This window comes from Fundicoccus sp. Sow4_D5, assembly GCF_052116365.1.
GTDB lineage: Bacteria > Bacillota > Bacilli > Lactobacillales > Aerococcaceae > Fundicoccus.
In genome coordinates, this window is record NZ_JBQKLF010000003.1 from 92,691 (window position 1) to 108,131 (window position 15,441).

Genomic DNA, 15,441 nt, shown 5'->3' on the forward strand with positions numbered 1-15,441 from the left:
ACAGGTAAGATAGATATATTGATTAAAATTAAATGAGAGAAAGGGGTATTGAATGAAAGATGCTCTTAAATTTGCATTTCCTTTAACAATCCCAATTATGGCTGGCTATATATTCTTAGGTATTTCCTTTGGTATTCTTGCGACAAGTAAAGGCTTGCCGATCTATTATCCTGTCATTATGGCGATATTTATTTATGGCGGCTCCATGCAATTTGCGGCCATCAACTTATTATTAGCAGCCTTTAATCCGATTAGTGCCATTCTATTGACGATTATGGTTCATGCGCGACATATTTTCTATGGGATTACTATGTTATCCCCTTTTAATCAGCTGAAAGACGGTCCGCGAAAATTCTATACAATGTTTGGATTGACGGATGAAACCTTCTCCCTCTTAGCCTCTCTCGAACTGCCAGATAATCAAGATGAAAGTTGGGTTTACTTTCTAATAACCCTATTGAACCAGTCTTATTGGGTCATCGGTTGTGTCATCGGTGCCCTCATTGGCAGTCATTTAAGCTTTAATACTCAAGGAATTGAATTTGTCTTAACTGCCCTATTCGTCACAATCTTTATTGACCAGTGGTTAAGCGCTAGCAATCATCGTCCAGCCTTAATCGGTCTATTCGGTTCAGCGGTGAGTTTGATGATCTTCGGTGGCAACAACTTTATGATTCCAGCCATGCTGGCGATTCTTGTGCTATTCAGTATAGAGTATTATCAGGAGGTGAAACCATCGAATGACTAATCAACAGATGTTACTTACAATCGCTTTAGTCGCTTTGACGACCGTCGCCTTACGATTCTTGCCTTTCTGGTTATTCCCTGCTACTAAAGAGCCACCTGCTCTCATTACCTATTTAGGAAAAGTCTTGCCCCGAGCGGCGATTGCTTTACTGGTGGTATATGCAGTGAAAGATGTTTCCCTGACCAGCGCTCCACACGGTCTTCCTGAATTGTTTGCTATACTTGTTATTATTAGTATTCATGTGACCAAGCGCAATAGTTTGTTGTCGATTGCAACCGGCACATTTGTTTATATGTTTTTAGTTCAAGTTGTTTTTTAATTTCAGTCTTCGTGTGATCAGCCATTCGGCCAAGTTACCACTAATGAATCGTAAAGAAGGAGTGTTTTTGTGACGACCTATTTCAGTAAGTCTTTTGGTGATGCTTCAGACCAGTTACCAGTCGAGGCGAATCGCTATCGTTTAGTCTGGGCAGTCTCTTGTCCCTTTGCACAAAGAGCCGCTATTGCGCGCCAATTATTAGGGCTTGAGGACATTATTTCTTTAGCCACTGCTCACCCTGTCAATCATGGACAAGGTTGGCAATTTTCTTTAGACTCTGGCGGCGTGGACCCTATTCTAAACGTGGCGTCAGTGCCGGCTTTATATCAAGCAACTGCACCTAGCTACGAAGGTCCCTTTTCAGTACCAGCGCTTGTTGATACAAAAACCCAACAAATGGTACGTAAGGAATCGTTGGACATTGTTCGAGAGTTATCAACCGCCTTCAAACCTTTACATACTGCGAAAGCACCTGATTTATATCCTGAGGCTTTACATCAAGAAATTGACGAATGGAATGACAAGCTTTCGGCGGCCCTTACGATTGGCGTGAATAAGATTGGCTTTGCGCAGGATCAAGCGTCTTACGATGAAGCCTCCGATGCTTTCTTTACTGCTTTAGAAGAGATTGACACGCGTTTAGCAAGTCGTCGTTATTTCCACGGCGATCAACTAACAGAAACAGATATTGTGTTATACACACCTTTAGCTCGTCTGGAAGTTTTCTATGCGCCGGTATTCGGTGCCAACAAACAGAGCTTGAGCGACTTTCCACATCTGTGGGCTTACTTACGCCATCTGTATGCTATACCTGCATTTCGAGAGACCACTGACTTTGACGCATTTAAAGAAGGCTCTTACTTAGGCAAAATAGGGCAGGAACGTTTGACGCGTTTGGTGGTTCCTGCTGGTCCCGACATGTCACATTGGTCAACTCCACATGAACGCTCGGATGATACTTACCATTTTTGGAGTTAATACTAAAAACCGACAAGCCTGTGTTTGGGCTTGTCGATTTTTTGTTTGCTAGCAATTAATGTCTTGACCATCCCGCCACATCGCGACCGCGTTTTGGATAAATTGTTCGATACCACTCTCGTCTAGCTTCTGCGTTTTTCGCACGCGGACGCACCCTTTTCCAAGATTGAAGCCTTGTAATAAGGTTTGTGAGTCTGGTACCTTTTCAATATCGCCCACATAGACACTCACGTAATGCTTTTGGGCATTCAAGGCCATAAACTGCTCTTCGCCCATGCCATAACTCAACATTTTATAGGCCAAGCCTTCTGTTGCTTCCGGTGCTGCTGTTTGAATCATCTCACGCAAACGCAATAATTTCTCCTTGCGCCAATCGTCTTCTAAAACCTCCAAATACGCCTGCGGCGTCGTCACATCGTATTGAACCATGTTGCTCGCCTCCTTTTTATTTAGTATACCACTAAGGGCAAATACTTATAAAAAATTTAAGCTTTATAAAAGCATATTTTGACTTCTAATACGTATTTATATGTAGGAAGACAATAAGGAGGTAGAAGCAATGCAAGATCGGATGATGTGGTATGAATTGATGGATCAGCGTGAGGCTTTGGATAAGGATGGGCGCTTCGATTACCAATTATTATTGAATGGGGACCGAGGTGAAAGCGAGTTGGTGCGCTTATTACTGGAGCAAGGTTTCGAGGATATTTGGTGGCGCCGTAATTTGTGGCTAGCAAGGCAAGTTGAGTGCGATGTGATTTTGGTGACGTATGAGAAGATTTACGTTTTGAATGCCAAAAACTACTATGGGGAGTTTATTTACCGTGACCATGTCGCCTACTTCAATGGCAAACCTCTACAAAATGATCCGATTGGAAGTTTCCAACTATCTTTGGGCCGTTTGAAGAAATTATTGCGTGAGGCTGGGATTGATGTGGCAGTTGAGGGGCGTTTGGTATTCATGAATCCTGATTATAGCGTGGACTTTGATGATTCTGTTAGTGTTGAGTGCGTGTCGCGTTATAACGTTTTGAAGTTGCTGGCGGAAATCGATACAAAAGCTCGGCATGTCGGCCGTCAACATGGATTGCATCCTGAAGCCGTGGGTGCGAAGCTTTTGGCTTTGGAAAGTGATAGCAAATATAATCTGCCTATGGTTCAGGATGTTCAAGTGGAGAAGATGGCTGCTGGCTTCGTGTGTCCGAAGTGTAGGAGCTGCCGGGGGATGACGGTGAGTATCAACCTTGTCACATGTCGCTGTAGACAATACACTGTTTCAAAGCGTGTTGCCGTCTCAGAGGCTATCAATGAGTACTGCCATATCTTTCATCACCGTGAAAGTTTCACTTCATTAGAAATCTACAATTTTTTAGGTGGACAGGTGAGACGCAGATACATTTCTCGCCTACTCAAAGAACAATTTAAACTAGCTGCTTTTGGCTCAACGACAGCCTACGTCAATCCTTATTATAGAAATCCAAATAAGTATGATAAACCATTTAGATAGACTATCGATATTTATTTATTTATTTTTTGGGTGAGCCTGGCGAGTCTTAGCAAAGGATGGCAGATGAGCAAGGAGATACCGACGACTCTTGGCGAAGGATGGCAGGTGAGCAAGGAGGCTCTGCTGACCCTCAAATAAGGATGGCACTCGGTAACCGAAAGTAGGTCGACTCTTGGCGAAGGATGACAGGTAAGCAAGGAGATACCGACGACTCTGGGCGAAGGATGGCAGGTAAGCATGGAGACACTGCCACCCCTCAAATAAGGATGGCACTCGGTAACGGGAAGCAGGTCGACTCTGGGCGAAGGATGGCAGATGAGCAAGGAGACTCTGCCAACCCTTGGCGAAGGATGGCAGGTAAACACAGAGACTCTGCCAACCCTCAGATAAGGATGGCACTCGGTAACGGGAAGCAGGTCGACTCTGGGCAAAGGATGGCAGATGAGCAAGGAGATACCGACGACTCTCGGCGAAGGATGACAGGTGAGCAAGGAGACTCTGCCGACCTTCAAATAAGGATGGCACTCGGTGAGCGAAAGCAGGTCGACTCTAGGCGAAGGATGGCAGATGAGCAAGGAGATACTGCCAACCCTTGGCGAAGGATGGCAGGTAAACACGGAGACTCTGCCAACCCTCAGATAAGGATGGCACTCGGTAACGGGAAGCAGGTCGACTCTAGAAGAAGGATGGCAGATGAGCAAGGAGATACCGACGACTCTCGGCTAAGGATGACTGGTAAGCACGGAGACTCTGCCACCCCTCAAATAAGGATGGCACTCGGTAACGGGAAGCAGGTCGACTCTGGGCGAAGGATGGCACTCGGTGAGCAAAAGCAGGTCTACTCTGGGCAAAGGATGACAGATGAGCAAGGAGATACCGCCAACCCTCTGACAAGGTCGGCAGGTAAACACGAAGACACTGACGACTCTCAGACAAGGATGGCACTCGGTGACCAAAAGCAAGCTGACCCTTGGCGAAGGTCGACAGTAGGCCCCCACCCCCATGCTCCACGCAGCCAAGCACATCCCCCATCAAAAACCAGCGGTGTCGTTCCCTTCGGTTTACGACGATTAAATTAAAAGCGCACTGACATAGAATCGTGCCGGCCATAAGCCGGCACTCCTTTTGCTTTTAAAGGTATTTCTGCATGAAAGAAACACCTTTCACCCACAATTCCTCCAACACGCTCGCTCACCATCCAACATCGCCTAGCCTCCCGCATTCCCCCTACGATACTCGCGCGGTGACACTCCCGTCCGCTCGCGAAACATTTTCGCAAAGTAACTAGAGGACTTAAAGCCACAAGCCAAACCAATTTCAGTCATCGTCCAATCAGTAGTCACCAACAAGTCCGCCGCCGCTCTCAAACGAAAATCCATCAAATATTGTGAAGGTGTTTGTTGCAGAAATTTTGCGAAATATCGCTGACACTCGCGCACGCTGATTCCTGCCACTGCCGCCAAGTCAATCACTTGAATAGCCTCGCTGTAATGCTCATGGATCCAAGACAGCATTTCCTTCAAACGCAATTCTTGAACCGTCACCACCCGCCTAGTACTCCCAGATTCACCTTTACTAGCGGATAACAACAAGCGCGACAAGGCATGACGCACCTCAAATTCATAGCCAAACGCTCGCTCACTAGTTGCTATAAATGCTTGATCAAACGCCTCAAACGCTAGTGCAATATTCCGCTCATCTTCGCCAACACCAATCCCAACACCAACCCGGTTACTTCTAGCCAAGACCCACACCGGCGCGCCACCCGCCAAATAAGGTTGAACATATTCCAAATCAAATACACTCCCCGGAGCGCCTGCCACAATTTCTGCATCAAACACCATTGAGCGATATCGACAATCCCCGTCGCCGACACATACCAACCCATGCATTACATTGGCATTCAAGAAATATGCATCCCCAGCTGCTAACTCATACTCACGCTCCAGCAAAGTCAACTTCACCTTGCCCTCGTCCAACACAAAGGCCTCCAACTCCCCATGCCAATGAGGCGGGATTTCTTCACCAATATAATCTCGAATATTTCGCTGATACAACTCTAAAGCAAAGCCCACCGTACCACGCGTCAATAGCTCTTTGCCTTCTCGGTTAACAGGAATCGTCAATTTTTCTTTCAAAACATCACCCCTTGTCGCATTTATTATAGTATAAGGCGTTTTATTGAAAGTATCAACCTAATAACTTCGTTATTATTACATTATAGAAAACATACCAAAGGAGGTTCTAGATGACTAAATTACTCCGTACACTCAAAAGCTTAACACTAACAAACCTCGCCCACTTATTGGACGAACAAGCTTGTCGCCCTTATAAAAAACAATTCGCCAACCTAATTTTCCAGACCAAATACGACAACTAATCACACAGCGACCGCCTGTCAACTAAACTGACAGGTTCTTTTTAAGCACACAAAATAAGGCCACATACCGCTCACGCTAGAAATCGTTCGAAACATAAACGAGCTAACTCTCTACAGCTCCAAACTTCCCCTTCTTGCCACGAATAGTGAACCTCCCTTTGGAGTAGCTCTCTTTTTCACGCAAAAAACACCAGAATTCTTCATGCCTTCTCGCATTAGATAACTGGTTTTATGTAATCAATCAGATTCATCGTGACGCTCAGCTGCTTGATCTTTTCTCCATAATTGGCGAATAAAATAACCGACACTAAGACCGTTAAAATCCCAATCACTTGACTCAAGGACAATTGTTGCTTCAATAAGAAAACGGTCAATACGTTTGCCACAAGGGGCTCAAGCGCCGCTAGTATGTTTGTTAAGGATGGTTCAATTTAATTAATGCTAGCTAAAACCAAAGTGAAAGCCAAAGCCGTTCCAATGATTACTATAAAAGCCATATACAAGATGACCTTCCAATCCAATCGCTCACCAAATACTCAACCATCTTTAGATGCAGTCCGTCAAATTGAGCCATAAGAAATTGATTAGCAATTCCAGTCCGGTTCAATTAGCCAGATCCCATCTTTTTTCACCAAAAAAACTGCCCCTTAAAGGACAGTTTTTCAAAAATTACTCTTCAGTTAATATACCATCTTCCATGCGATAAACACGGTCACAATAAGATAACATTCGCTCGTCATGCGTCACCATTATGGCCGCTTTATGGCGCGCCTTAACTTCTTTGGCAATCAGGGAAACCACTTCATGAGCACGTTTCGTATCCAAATTCGCCGTTGGTTCATCCGCTAAAATAATACTTGGATTGTTCATAAACGCACGCGCAATAGCGGTTCTTTGACGTTCACCACCTGATAATTGATGGGGATATTTTTTCATTTTATTACCTAAGCCAATATCATTCAACAACTCTTGCGCAAAGTCGCGATCTGCTGTAACTACTTTCCCTGCCATTTTCTTAACCACTAATAATTGGTCGATGACCGGTAAATAAGGTAATAGATTTGATGTTTGTAATATAAACCCAATTTTCGATAAGCGCACTTTCGACAATTCTTTCTCAGAAATCGACGCAATATCTACTCCATCAATAATTACTTGACCACTTGTTGCTTTCAATAAAGCGCCAGCAATAGACAGGAACGTACTTTTTCCTGAACCGGACGGACCAATAATCGCAATGAACTCTCCTTTTTCTACACTCAGACTTAACTCTTTTAAAGCCGTCGTTGTGAATTCACCCTCTTGATAAACTTTGTTGACATTTTGTAATGATATTTCTGCCATTATTCTGCCCTCCCTAATGCTGTTATTGGATCGATTTTTATAATACTGCTAACTGAAAAGAGTGACCCTAACAAGCTTGTCCCTAATAATGTTAAACCGTATAACACAACATGCTCGGTTAATAAGTTAAAAGGCATGCCCTCAGGTAAAATAATTTGAGTGAAATACGTTAAACCAATTCCCAACAGAATCGAAAGACTTGTTAACAAGAAAACCTGCGACACGACCGTTAAAATCACGAAACCGTTACTTGCTCCAATTGCTTTCATCACACCAAATTGTTGTGTCTTTTGAGTCGTTAACACATAGAAAAAGACTGCCACAACAAAAGCCGAAATAAAGACCAGTAACCAAAGCATCAAATTAATCGTTCCACTTTCAGCTGAATAACCTGGTACGCCATTTAATGCTGCTTTCTTATCGCCTACTTCAATCCCGTCAATTTGCTCAGTCAGTTGCTCTGCCGTGAGGCCATTCACTTGAATAAAAATGCTACTTACCGCTTCTTCAATTCCCATATCAGAACCAGGAACAGCATATTTAACATCACGCAAAGTGTCTAATGGCAAATAAATTGCTGGCAAGTGATTCAATTTTTGATTTTCAATCATTCCCACAATTTCAAATTCTGTCTCGCTACCATTCAAGGTTAATGTATCACCAATCGCAAAACCTTCTAATGCTAAGGAATGATCCACTATTACCTGCTTTTCTTCGTCAGCATTCAAGGGTTTGCCTGACACAAGTCGCGGCTCTATAAAGCTTCCAGGCTCTATCCCAATAAACATCACACTTGTTTTCTTATTTGCTGCTTCTTCATCAGCCAACGTCCCTTTTAAGACTGCACCGATTGCTGTATTTAAACCAGCCGCTTCAGTCACGCCGTCTAACTGAGACACTTCATCGACCATCGCACCTGGCAAAGTAGACTTCGACAAGGTAAACTCTGCTTCCTCTTCAAAAATTGCTAAATCCATTGGCGAGTAACGAATCGCAGCGGTCCCTAAATCAGATAAACCATTTCCTAAACCAGACAACATAAACACTAACCAAGAAATTAACACAATGATAAACCCAATCAACAGAAAGCGTTTCTTGGAAAACCACAGCTCTTTACGGGCTAAAAACATAGGACATCCTCATTTCTTACTTTTAAGTATGCTTTAGTATACAACAAAGTGACACACCTGTCACTAATTATTTTCCGCGACAATAAATAAATAGCCCTCCCGAACAAAATAGGGTCTATAGCCTGTTCCAATCAAATTGGACAACAAATCCTCCAATCAGTTTCGTGTTATTTAAGCTCAAACTAAATCAAAAAAAGAGACCGCAACCAACCGGTCACAGCCTCCAAACTCCCTCTAGACTATTAAATTACATTTCTTCCGGAGCTTCAATTCCTAATAAGTTTAAGGCATCTTTCAAAACAATCGTCATGGCTTTAACTAAAGCTAAACGAGCATCAAGTTGATCATTCTCTTCAAGAATACGTGTATTTCCGTAATATTTGTTGAATAGTTGCGCTAAAGAAACAGCATATTTTGCCACTTGTGATGGCTCGAAACGCTCGATTGCATTCTCAATAATTCTTGGGTAATCGATTAATTTTTTAACAATTTCCCAGCTGTAATCATCAGTTAAATCAAAAGTTAGATTCGCTAAATCACCGGTAATCTCTTTGCCGTATTTACGGATGATTGATTTAGAACGCGCATACGTATATTGGACGTAAGGACCTGTTTCTCCTTCGAACTGAACGATGTCCGCTAAATTAAAATCAAAACTATTCATACGCTCTGTCTTCAAGTCGTGGAATATAACCGCGCCAACACCTACTTGATGAGCGACTTCTTCTTTATTAACTAAGTCAGGGTTTTTAGCCGTGATTTGTTCTAGAGCTAAATCAACCGCCTCTTTCAAGACTTCCTCTAATAAAACAATTTTACCTTTACGTGTCGATAATTTTTTACCATCTAAGGTAATCAAACCGAAAGGCACGTGAACAATATCATCCGCCCACTCGCGACCTAATTTAGTCAATACCGCTTTTAATTGCTTGAAGTGAGCTGACTGCTCATTTCCAACCACGTAAACGTTTTTCGCGAAATCATAGTTTTCCTTGCGGTAGTTAGCAGCTGCTAAATCACGCGTCACATATAAAGTCGCACCATCAGATTTTTTAATTAAAGCTGGTGGTAAGTTCAACTCTTCTAAATCAACAATTGTTGCCCCTTCATTGACAGTGGTAATCCCTTTTTCTTCCAACTCATCAATAATCGGTTGCATTTTATCATTGTAGAAAGCTTCCCCATTAAAGGAATCAAACCCAATATTTAACATCTTATAAACTTTAGCAAACTCAGCCAAAGACTCATCCTTGAACCAAGTCCATAGACGAATCATTTCCTCGTCGCCATCTTCCAAACGTTTGAACGCCGCGCGCGCTTCTTCTTCTAACTCAGGCTTTTCTTCAGCCACCTCGTGGAAATCAACATATAACTTGACTAATTCTTTCACAGGATCCGCCGCAATGACCGCATCATCGCCCCACATTTTATAAGCCACAATCAACTTACCAAATTGCGTTCCCCAGTCACCTAAATGGTTAATCCGAACCGGCTTATAGTTCACTTTCGCTGCAATATTCGCAATCGCATTCCCAATCACCGTCGAACGCAAATGCCCCATCGACATCGGCTTAGCAATATTCGGACTAGAGAAATCGATTGTCATATTACGACCTTCACCAATATTTACATCGCCATACACACTACCAGCAGCCATTACCTCTTGAACAAGCGCAGCCCCAACAGACTCACGCTTTAAACTGACATTAATATAAGGCCCAACCGCAACCATCGCCTCGAAATTAGTCTGATCCAACTCAGTCACTAAATCCGCCGCAATCTGCGCCGGCGCCTTACGAAACACACGCGCCAACTGAAACACAGGAAAAGCCAAGTCACCATGACTCGTATCCTTAGGAACCTCAATTAAATTTAAAATTTCATCCGCTGACAAATGCTCCGCCAAAACTGGCGCCAAAGCATCGACAAACAATTGCTTAGTATTCATACTATTTCCTCCTTGAATAAAATATAAAAAACCCCTAGAACAACCCAAAAACAGGCGCTCTAGAGGCGTTTGAATGTTTAGATCATACGCGGTACCACTCTAGTTCCGCCGACACAAAAACCGGCGCTCAACATTGATAACGGAGCAAGACTCCGAACCAGGTACCCAAACTCCCCCGTCATTACCTAAAAGTGCGCTTCAATCGCTGCATCATGCTGGCTCTCAACAACCCAACTCGCTGTAAACTCCACAACCATCTACTCTCTTTCAGAGGTCTGATTTTAACCGTTACTCATTTTATCAAACAAAGCCACACCTGTCCATAACAATCCAATCCTAAAGACATTCTTAACAAAATAAGCCACTAAAACACTAAACGTCTCACCACACTTGCGCCCTTCTACGCCACCCAATTGACATCCCAGATAAGCCCTATGCTAAAGCCGACACCACTTGGTCCAACCACTCAGACGCAATCACCCCATGGCCAACACGTGTCGGATGCACCCCATCTTCAATCGTAAAATGCTCAGCCGGCGATACTTTCACCAACTGCTTAAAATGCTCGTGTAAAGGAATATACTCTGCCCCAAACTCTGCTGCGACAGCTTCAATACTCGCCGTCATCGGCATCAATTCTTGTTCCCACTCCAAATGGTCTTGCGGTAGTGGCAATAAGAAAGGCTGCAATAATACAATCTGTAGTTTCGGGTTTTCTTGACGTGCCTGGTTCAGCAATTGACGGTAGGTCTTTTTAAAATTGGCCAGATAAGCAGCATCGATCGGTTGGCCTGCACTACGATGATGCCAAATATCATTTATCCCAATCATCACCGATAAGATATCCGGCTTCAAAGCCAGACAATCCCTCTGCCAACGCTCAGCCAAATCATGCAGCTTATGACCATTAATCCCACGGTTCATCACTTCCAACTGCAAATCAGCATAGCGTCCCAATAACAAACTCCCCGCCATATGGGCATAACCATTCCCCAAATCATAATGATTAGAATAATCACGCCCCGCATCGGTAATGCTATCGCCAATAAATAAAATACGCTGCCCTTGTTCCAATTTCATCGCTGACACACTCCTTGAATATATTAAGTAGATTTTACCACAAATCTTTGAGCCATCAGTAGTTTCTGCTAGTCCTCTTTAGCCAAAATATTAGCACTTATCTTGAATATCAGACTGGAGGTGATATAACGAGGGCCAACCATCACCCGGAGGTGATAGAACAAACCGCTACATCACCGGGAAGTGATATAACAAACCGCTACATCACCGGGAAGTGATATAACAAACCGCTACATCACCGGGAGGTGATATAACAAACTGCTACATCACCGGGAGGTGATAGAGCAAACCGCTACATCACCGGGAGGTGATAGAGCAAACCGCTACATCACCGGGAGGTGATAGAACAAACCGCTACATCACTCAGAGGTGATAGAGCAAACCGCTACATCACCGGGAGGTGATAGAACAAACCGCTACATCACCGGGAGGTGATAAAACAAACCGCTACATCACCGGGAGGTGATAGAGCAAACCGCTACATCACCGGGAGGTGATAGAACAAACCGCTACATCACCTCCTGGTGATGTAATGAACGCAACCATCACTCAAAGATGAATTACCATAGCCATAGGCTTGTCTTCTACTAAGTTTCTTAAGCCAGTTAGTTGGCTACTTAATCAATGAAGCCAGAATCTTATCTTGCAGAAAAAAACAGCGGAGTCGTTCCCTTCGGTCCACGACGATTTTATAAAAGCACTGGCTCTTTTTAAATCGTCACGAACGCAGCGAGTGACACCGCCTGTCTTTTCAATGCTTGCTGGGGTTGGTGATGGGGAATAATTCTCAGCGAACCACCTATCTAAAATTTCTACACATGCAAAAACCGCCTAAACAGACTAGGCGGCTTGATATCACTATCTTACGTACAGTGGATTCATTCTAACATCTTGTTCTGTTTGAAGATGAAAATCAGCCTGGTAAACCACTTCACCCACAGATGGGTCAAAGGCTTTTAATCGAACAACTTTATCATCGATGGCATAAGATTGATAATAGATGCCATGACGAAGTGAATAATTGAAATCCCTTGCATCATAAGTATGGATACTTTCAAATTCATTAGCCTCATATTTAAAGATTTGTGCTACCGGCGCCTCAGACATATCAACTCCGAAGTTACCCTTTTGACTCGATGCATACATAAACAAATCCTCGCCATGCATCATCATGTGTCCGAAACCGTAAGTTATCCCGTCAATTTTTAATTTCAGTTCATCTTGAGTGATAATTTGTGTGTCATGGGTCTGAGCATCCATTAAGACAATGCCTTCCACAAGTGAAGCAGAATCGCCATAACTACCGGAACGCGAATAACTATCCGTTAAGTAAAACAGATAATCCTTCGGTGCAACGAGCTCATCTTCTAGATAAGGACTCGCTAAATATTGGTCGCTTTGTCCGCTAAAATCAACCTTCGCTTCACTTACGCTTAATGCCGTCAAAGCAATTTGAAGTTCGACAAGAGTTTCACCATGATAATCATTCACATCTTTCAATAGGAAGTTAAGTTCATTTTCACTTGGTTGAGCAAAACTTAGTATCTCTGCTAAATTAGACGGTTGCGTTTGAAGCTCGTAATTCAAGGTCTCAAACGTTTTAGCCACTGAATCAATCACCACTAATTTAAAATGACTTTCGGGCTCCCTATCTTTATGTCGAGTTTGGACCCCTACCCAAACCTGCAAGTCCCCCGCCGTTTGTAATAAACGCACGCCATCTAAATTGGGACGGTTATAGAGAGGGAACTCTTCGATGGCTAGTTGTTTTGCATTGGTCTGTCCTTTTAACAGAATTGCCTGTGACAGATTCACCTGTGACAGATCGCCCATAAAATTGCTTTCTCCATCAATCCAATCGAAGCCTACTCTCGCTGGCGACCTATTTTGTTGAGTGTCATCATAAAAGAAACTGCCCGAAACCGTCTTACCATCTAAAACCGACGCATCTCCCATTTCATTCATCACTATCACTTCGTCGAAAGCAAGCTTGGGTGTCAGCCATAAAACTAGACAAGTAAAAACGGTCATTAAGCTTAAACTAATCGCCATCAGATGTTTTTTCATATTCGGGCCTCCTTAGGGTTGAATGTTATTTGATGAAGTAATATAAAGAGGTTCATCAAGGTTCCTAGTACGATAACATTTGCTAGCACCACAAAGCTTTCTAATACGGTTAAATTCAAACTTATCAAAATAAGTCCCCCAACAATCAGCAGCAATAAATTGGCCAAGCCGACCGCGACTGCGAATAATACAGCCTTCACTTTACTTTCTGCTTGCTTAAATAGAAGAGTCACCATCACTGAGAATACGATGAGAACCCCCAACGAGATTGCTCCAAAACTCAGCAAGCTACCGCCGACGGTCATTGGCATGAAGATTTGCGTCATCGGTAACATTTGCGCGTAACTATAGTACCAAGGAATGCTCGCATAGGTACCGGGATTCATAAAGCTAGCGCCTAGAAAATTTATCGCCCAAACCATCAACAATTGAGTGAAAAAGACGCCACCGACCATCAATAACAGACTGACCCATTTGGCTAGCACAATCACAAAACGGTTACCAGGTAAGGTCAACAAGCGGATGATGAAAGTACTACCGCCTAGCCATTCACGTGCCCAAGTGTAGGCCGAATAAATAGCTAGCAAGCCAACCGCTGCTATCAGTAAGAGTTGATAAAAGCCACTAAAATCGATCAACTCACCCAAGGTCACCATAGAATGGCGTTGAGTATCTTGATTGAATCGATAGATTGTAAAGAAGGCAATCACCAGCTGACTGATCACCACTAACCCGATTACAATGCCGTAAAAGACGCGCGCCCGTCTCAATTCATCACTTAATAAATTAATAAACTTCTTCATGGCCATAAACCTCCTTCATGACATCCACAATGCTCAAGCCCTCATTCAGCCGGACTTCTTCTGGATAAAATTCACGCACCACACGCCCCTCATCCAACATGACCACTTTATCGACTAGATGTTCAATCTCTTGAATCTCATGTGTCGCCAGTAAAACGCCTTTGTTTTCCAAGAGCTCAGTCGAAAAGATACTCGCAATTCGGTCACGCGTTAGGACATCAATGCCTGAAAAAGGTTCATCCAGCAACAAATAATCACTATCCAAAGACATCGCCATCAACAAGTTCGCACGGGCAATATTGCCTTTTGACAAACTGCCAATCACATCCTCTCGCTTCAACTTAAAGAACTCGACCAAGCGAGAGGCTTTCTTTTCATTAAAAGACTGATAATAAGTTGCCTGATAATCCAAAGCCTCTTGAATCGTCATCTGCTTTAATAGAATATTCTTGTCTGGCACATAGGCAATTCTGTTGAAATCCTGAACCGTGACAGCCGGTCCATTCAGTATCACCTCGCCTTCATGATAAGGCGTCAATTGCATCATCGCATTCATTAAAGTTGTCTTACCGGCTCCATTCAAGCCGATCAAACACGTAATTTCATTCGGCTGAACCGTAAAGCTCACCCCATTTAATACCTTTTTCTTCCCGTAAAACTTGCTTAACTGCTTGACCTCAAGCATCCTGTTCACCTCGCTTGCTTTTAGCATATTCCACTACATAATTCACCAGCACCTCTGGCTTAACCTTCAATGGTTCGATTTCCTTAAAGAAGACCGAAAGAGCCGCTTCAATCATGGACTGCCGCAAGCCTTCAATCGTCTTTAAATCATCCGTCACCTGACTTGGTACATTATTTCCTGTCATAATTAACGCCTCCTCTTCCAATTCCTTCAAGGCCCGCTGGACAGTATTCGGGTTCACCTTATACCGCTGGGCCATCTCCCGCCTTGACGGCAATACCTCACCGGGCTGATACTCGCCACTGACTATCGCTTGCTTCACCAGATGCTTCAACTGCTCATAAATAGGTATCCGCTTATCGAATTCCATTGGGCACCTCCTCTTTAAAGTGTACCAACCACTTAATACACCCTCTAACTGTATTATACACACAACACACTTTCACCACAAG

General features: G+C 43.4%; 18 protein-coding genes. 7 read left to right on the forward strand and 11 right to left on the reverse strand.

All coding sequences use genetic code 11. The features are described 5' to 3' along the window. The first annotated feature begins 52 nt into the window (after positions 1-52). From ACTQ45_RS05825 to ACTQ45_RS05835, 3 genes are all read left to right on the forward strand, one after another. The gene (locus ACTQ45_RS05825) at positions 53-748 is read left to right on the forward strand and encodes an AzlC family ABC transporter permease (protein ID WP_441753522.1); all 696 of its coding nucleotides are present in this window, start codon (positions 53-55) and stop codon (positions 746-748) included. Next, on the forward strand, positions 741-1,067 hold the full coding sequence (locus ACTQ45_RS05830; RefSeq protein WP_441763196.1) for a branched-chain amino acid transporter permease: 327 nt from the start codon (positions 741-743) through the stop codon (positions 1,065-1,067). Before ACTQ45_RS05825 ends, ACTQ45_RS05830 begins: the two co-directional genes overlap by 8 nt. A 69-nt stretch (positions 1,068-1,136) precedes the next feature. Continuing rightward, entirely contained in the window at positions 1,137-2,045 is a 909-nt protein-coding gene (locus tag ACTQ45_RS05835) for a glutathione S-transferase C-terminal domain-containing protein (RefSeq protein WP_441753525.1), read from the forward strand. A 48-nt stretch (positions 2,046-2,093) separates the two neighbouring features. Here the strand turns inward: ACTQ45_RS05835 and ACTQ45_RS05840 are convergent, their stop codons facing one another. Next, positions 2,094-2,474 carry an iron chaperone gene (locus ACTQ45_RS05840; RefSeq protein WP_441763197.1) on the reverse strand — a complete coding sequence of 127 codons (381 nt, stop codon included), beginning with the start codon at positions 2,472-2,474 and terminating at the stop codon, positions 2,094-2,096. Between the two features lie 130 nt (positions 2,475-2,604). On the opposite strand from ACTQ45_RS05840, the gene ACTQ45_RS05845 reads away from it, so the two are divergent. Both ACTQ45_RS05845 and ACTQ45_RS05850 read left to right on the forward strand, forming a co-directional pair. Then, a complete protein-coding gene (locus ACTQ45_RS05845; RefSeq protein WP_441753528.1) occupies positions 2,605-3,552 on the forward strand; it encodes a nuclease-related domain-containing protein in 948 nt (315 codons plus the stop codon). Between the two features lie 182 nt (positions 3,553-3,734). Beyond that, entirely contained in the window at positions 3,735-4,631 is an 897-nt protein-coding gene (locus tag ACTQ45_RS05850) for a hypothetical protein (RefSeq protein WP_441763198.1), read from the forward strand. A gap of 129 nt (positions 4,632-4,760) precedes the next feature. Here ACTQ45_RS05850 and ACTQ45_RS05855 read toward each other — a convergent pair whose 3' ends face one another. Beyond that, on the reverse strand, positions 4,761-5,690 hold the full coding sequence (locus ACTQ45_RS05855; RefSeq protein WP_441753530.1) for a helix-turn-helix domain-containing protein: 930 nt from the start codon (positions 5,688-5,690) through the stop codon (positions 4,761-4,763). Between the two features lie 110 nt (positions 5,691-5,800). Here ACTQ45_RS05855 and ACTQ45_RS05860 point away from each other — a divergent pair, with 110 nt between their 5' ends. Continuing rightward, complete coding sequence (locus ACTQ45_RS05860) at positions 5,801-5,932, forward strand: hypothetical protein (RefSeq protein WP_441753532.1); 132 nt, start codon at positions 5,801-5,803, stop codon at positions 5,930-5,932. A gap of 215 nt (positions 5,933-6,147) precedes the next feature. On the opposite strand, the gene ACTQ45_RS05865 is transcribed toward ACTQ45_RS05860, so the two are convergent. Beyond that, on the reverse strand, positions 6,148-6,318 hold the full coding sequence (locus ACTQ45_RS05865) for a hypothetical protein (protein ID WP_441753533.1): 171 nt from the start codon (positions 6,316-6,318) through the stop codon (positions 6,148-6,150). 52 nt (positions 6,319-6,370) lie between these two features. Between ACTQ45_RS05865 and ACTQ45_RS05870 the strand changes: the two genes are divergently transcribed. After that, the gene (locus ACTQ45_RS05870; RefSeq protein ID WP_441763199.1) at positions 6,371-6,508 is read left to right on the forward strand and encodes a hypothetical protein; all 138 of its coding nucleotides are present in this window, start codon (positions 6,371-6,373) and stop codon (positions 6,506-6,508) included. Between the two features lie 93 nt (positions 6,509-6,601). On the opposite strand, the gene ACTQ45_RS05875 is transcribed toward ACTQ45_RS05870, so the two are convergent. From ACTQ45_RS05875 to ACTQ45_RS05910, 8 genes are all read right to left on the reverse strand, one after another. Beyond that, the gene (locus ACTQ45_RS05875) at positions 6,602-7,276 is read right to left on the reverse strand and encodes an ABC transporter ATP-binding protein (protein ID WP_441763200.1); all 675 of its coding nucleotides are present in this window, start codon (positions 7,274-7,276) and stop codon (positions 6,602-6,604) included. After that, positions 7,276-8,406 carry an ABC transporter permease gene (locus tag ACTQ45_RS05880; protein WP_441763201.1) on the reverse strand — a complete coding sequence of 377 codons (1,131 nt, stop codon included), beginning with the start codon at positions 8,404-8,406 and terminating at the stop codon, positions 7,276-7,278. Before ACTQ45_RS05880 ends, ACTQ45_RS05875 begins: the two co-directional genes overlap by 1 nt. A gap of 247 nt (positions 8,407-8,653) precedes the next feature. Further along, entirely contained in the window at positions 8,654-10,354 is a 1,701-nt protein-coding gene (argS, locus tag ACTQ45_RS05885) for an arginine--tRNA ligase (RefSeq protein ID WP_441763202.1), read from the reverse strand. A gap of 432 nt (positions 10,355-10,786) precedes the next feature. Continuing rightward, positions 10,787-11,434, reverse strand: a complete 648-nt coding sequence (locus tag ACTQ45_RS05890; RefSeq protein ID WP_441763203.1) for an SGNH/GDSL hydrolase family protein — start codon at positions 11,432-11,434, stop codon at positions 10,787-10,789. Positions 11,435-12,292: 858 nt separating this feature from the next. After that, on the reverse strand, positions 12,293-13,501 hold the full coding sequence (locus ACTQ45_RS05895) for a hypothetical protein (protein ID WP_441763204.1): 1,209 nt from the start codon (positions 13,499-13,501) through the stop codon (positions 12,293-12,295). Next, positions 13,498-14,304, reverse strand: coding sequence for a hypothetical protein (locus ACTQ45_RS05900; protein ID WP_441763205.1), 807 nt, complete (start codon positions 14,302-14,304; stop codon positions 13,498-13,500). Before ACTQ45_RS05900 ends, ACTQ45_RS05895 begins: the two co-directional genes overlap by 4 nt. After that, a complete protein-coding gene (locus ACTQ45_RS05905; RefSeq protein WP_441763206.1) occupies positions 14,288-14,989 on the reverse strand; it encodes an ABC transporter ATP-binding protein in 702 nt (233 codons plus the stop codon). The genes ACTQ45_RS05900 and ACTQ45_RS05905 overlap by 17 nt, the downstream gene beginning before the upstream one ends. Beyond that, positions 14,982-15,359, reverse strand: coding sequence for a GntR family transcriptional regulator (locus ACTQ45_RS05910; RefSeq protein ID WP_441763207.1), 378 nt, complete (start codon positions 15,357-15,359; stop codon positions 14,982-14,984). Before ACTQ45_RS05910 ends, ACTQ45_RS05905 begins: the two co-directional genes overlap by 8 nt. Positions 15,360-15,441 lie beyond the last annotated feature (82 nt).